This window comes from Mycobacterium sp., assembly GCF_036273375.1.
Classification (GTDB): Bacteria; Actinomycetota; Actinomycetes; order Mycobacteriales; family Mycobacteriaceae; genus Mycobacterium.
The window spans coordinates 1-3407 of sequence record NZ_DASUHS010000074.1 but is presented as its reverse complement, the minus strand read 5'-3'; the positions used below and the strand labels follow the sequence as shown (position 1 = coordinate 3407).

Annotated in this window: 4 protein-coding genes; all 4 read left to right on the top strand. The window is 64.1% G+C overall.

The features are described 5' to 3' along the window. The first annotated feature begins 265 nt into the window (after window positions 1-265). The gene (locus VFW69_RS06610) at window positions 266-1276 is read left to right on the top strand and encodes an alpha/beta hydrolase (protein ID WP_526499384.1); all 1011 of its coding nucleotides are present in this window, start codon (window positions 266-268) and stop codon (window positions 1274-1276) included. Window positions 1277-1278: 2 nt separating this feature from the next. Further along, the gene (locus VFW69_RS06605; RefSeq protein WP_526499381.1) at window positions 1279-2136 is read left to right on the top strand and encodes an SDR family NAD(P)-dependent oxidoreductase; all 858 of its coding nucleotides are present in this window, start codon (window positions 1279-1281) and stop codon (window positions 2134-2136) included. 24 nt (window positions 2137-2160) lie between these two features. Then, window positions 2161-3081: a ferritin-like domain-containing protein gene (locus VFW69_RS06600; RefSeq protein ID WP_526499379.1), complete on the top strand. Its 921-nt coding sequence runs from the start codon at window positions 2161-2163 to the stop codon at window positions 3079-3081. A gap of 2 nt (window positions 3082-3083) precedes the next feature. Further along, window positions 3084-3407 (top strand): FAD-dependent oxidoreductase (locus VFW69_RS06595; protein WP_526499377.1); only part of this gene is annotated, 324 nt, incomplete at its 3' end.

The following is a 3407-nucleotide window of genomic DNA, read 5'->3' as shown; positions in this document are numbered from 1 at the left end:
TGGTGGGCCCCAATTGCCCTGGTGCACGACGTACTTAGCGAATCCAACAGCCTGAGGCCGAGAGCGCGGGTACCGCCCAAAGCAATGCTCAATGCCTAGGCCCACTAACTAGATTCTCATCTTGGTGGCGGATCCGCCATTTCGGCGTCACGAAGATGAGAATTCCGCCAAGTCGGACGAGAACTACAGCCGGCAACACAACCCTCGCCGAATCCCGTCAAATCTGCCATTGACCAATGTCACCATTTGGTGTTGACTGCGTTGTATGACGGACGGCGTTCCGGCTCGCGGGTCCTTGCGATCCCGCGGCGCGGCAGCGGTGAGCACGTACACACTTCGGCCGATCACCAGCGTGATTCCGCCCGAGCGGGCATGGGGTCTGTGGTTATCGCGCCAGATCGTCGCCAGGATCATGGGGACTTTCGGCCCCTCGCTCGCGGGCACCCGCGTCGAATCTGTCGACGTCAAGCTGCCCGACGGCCGCCGCGTCAAGGGTGAATGGGTCTATGGACCACGAACACCCACAAGCGAGACCGAGCGCTCATCGATCGTCTCCGAAGCGATTTACTACGTGCACGGCAGCGGGTACGCCGTGTGTTCGCCAAAGACGCACCGGCGGTTGACATCCTGGCTATCGGCCTTGACCGGCCTTCCGGTGTTCTGCATCGATTACCGACTTGCGCCGCATCATCGCTTCCCCACCGCGGCCGACGACGTCCGCGCGGGCTGGGACTGGCTGGTCGACACCTGCGGTGTGCCGCCGAAACAGATTGTGATCGCCGGAGATTCGGCGGGCGGTCACCTGTCGGTCGACTTGCTGCTGCAGCCCGAGGGCGCCAGCAGTCCGCCCGCCGCAATGGTGTTGCTCTCACCCCTGTACGACCTAACGTTCGAGCTGTCGCTCGCGCGCGAACGGATCCGCCCCGATCCCGCCACCCGGGCGGCGAGCGCGGTCCGCCTGGTCGGCCTCTATCACAGCGGCGTCGAACTCACCCACCAGCGGCTGACACTCGACGTCGCCGCCGGCCCCGCGCTTCCCCCCACCCTGATCCAGGCCGGTGGCGCCGAGATGCTGCAGGAGGATGCGCGCCAGCTCGCCGCCGACATCCGCACGGCGGGTGGCAGATGCGAACTGCAGATCTGGCCGCACCAGGTGCACGTCTTTCAGGCGTTGCCGCGCATGACACCCGAGGCCGCCAAGGCCATGGCCTACGTCGCGCGATTCATCGCTCATGCCCTGCAGGATGCGCGCGCCGTCACCGAGGAGGTCCACTGACCATGTTCGGCCCCCTAGGCAAACTGCTCGATCGGTCGAAAACCAGCCGCGGCGCCTCGGCGGTGGTGACCGGCGCCGGAAGCGGCATCGGTGCCGCCTTCGCCATCGAACTGGGCAAGCGCGGTGGCGCGGTGGTGTGCAGTGACATTGACGAGGCGGCCGCGCAGCACACGGCAGACACCATCACGCAGCACGGCGCAAAAGCGGTCGCAATCCGTTGCGACGTATCGCACTTCGCGGACGTGCAAGCGTTGGCCGAACAGTCGCAGTCTTGGTTCGCGGCGCCACCCACTCTGGTGATCAACAACGCCGGCGTCGGCGCGGGCGGTGCCGCCATCGGCGAAGCGCCGCTAGACGACTGGCGGTGGACCTTAGGTATCAACCTGTGGGGTCCCATTCACGGCTGCCACGTGTTCACCCCGATCCTGCGCGAGGCCGAGCCGTCGCACGCACCGCGGGGCATCATCAACGTGGCGTCGGCGGCGGCGTTCGGTGCGGCGCCCGGTATGGCCGCCTATAACGTCAGCAAGGCCGGTGTGCTCTCGCTCTCGGAGACCCTCGCCGCCGAACTGGCCGGCACGCCGATGCGAGTCACCGTGCTGTGCCCCACCTTCGTCAAGACCAACATCCTCGAGTCCGGCCGCATCAGTGAACAATCCAGCGAACTGGCCGGAAAACTGATGCGCTGGACTGGATTATCCGCGGAGAAGGTCGCGCGCACCTGCTTGGACGCCCACGACCGGGGCGAGTTGTATTGCATGCCGCAGTTCGACGCCAAGATCGGCTGGAACATCAAACGCCTGGCCCCACAGACCTATACGCGTGCGGCCGGCCTGGTGTCCCGCATCAACCTGCCCTGATCACCCGACGAAAAGGAGCTCCCGATGGCCATCGACATGGAAACCATGCTCGCCAAGATCAAGGATCGCCAGTGGGCGCTCGCCGATATCGATTGGGACGCACCCGGCGCCGAAATGATCAGTGATGAACAGCGGCCACAGCTCAAGGCTTTCATGGCCGACCTGTGCTGGATCGAAAACATCGGCGCCAGGGGCTTCGCGGCGCTGGCGAAGAAGGCACCCACACCGACCATCGCCGAGATCTACCGCTACTTCCACGCCGAGGAGCAGCGCCACGCCAACGCTGAACTGGCGCTGATGAAGCGCTGGGGCATGCTCGAGGACCGCGAGATTCCCGAGCCGAACGTGAACATACGACTGGCGATCGACTGGTTGGACCGCTGGGCCGACGACATGCCACTGTCTCTGCTCGGCACCGTCATTCCGATGCTCGAGGTCGCACTGGACGGCGCCCTATTGAAATTCCTCCTCGACGAGGTGCACGACCCCGTTTGCCACCAGGTTTTCGAGAAGATCAACAATGACGAATCACGCCATTTGGTAGTCGATTTCGAAGTTCTCGACATGATCGGACACGCGAAGATCCGACGGTTACTGATCGACTTCGTCGGTCACAATGCCACTCCGGGTCTCATCATCGGTGCGATCATGGGCGCACCGCTGATCAACAGGATCCGCAACGAGATCACCGCCATGGGTATGGAGCCAGAGCGGCTTTACAGGGCTGTGAAACGATTTAGGGAGCTTGGTGATCGCGGCGAACGTACCAGGCGGGTGCCGACTTATCGTTTCCTGAGGCGCTATGCCGGAGTGGTCACCAATCCACGCCACCCCTATCACCTGCTGGCGAATTCGATGGTGTGGCTTTCCGACCGATACCCGCGGCCCCTCCTTCCGTCGGTACCGACTTGGGTTGCCGAACTCACCCACGAGCCGGCGGCGTGACCATGGCGAACAACCGCGCCCACGCGGCGCTCATCATCGGAGCCGGCTTCACCGGACTGGGGGCGGCAATCCGCTTGGCCGAAGCCGGGGTCGACGACATCGTGATGCTGGAGCGCGCCGATCGAGTCGGTGGAACCTGGCGCGACACAACGTATCCGGGTGCCAGCTGCGACGTCCCATCACTGCTGTACTCGTACTCGTTCGTCAAGAACCCGACATGGTCACGCACCTATTCGCCCGCGCCGGAGATCTACCGGCATCTCGAGGATATGGCGAACAGGTTCGACATCCGCAGCCGCATCAAGTTCGGCCACGAAGTCAAGGAC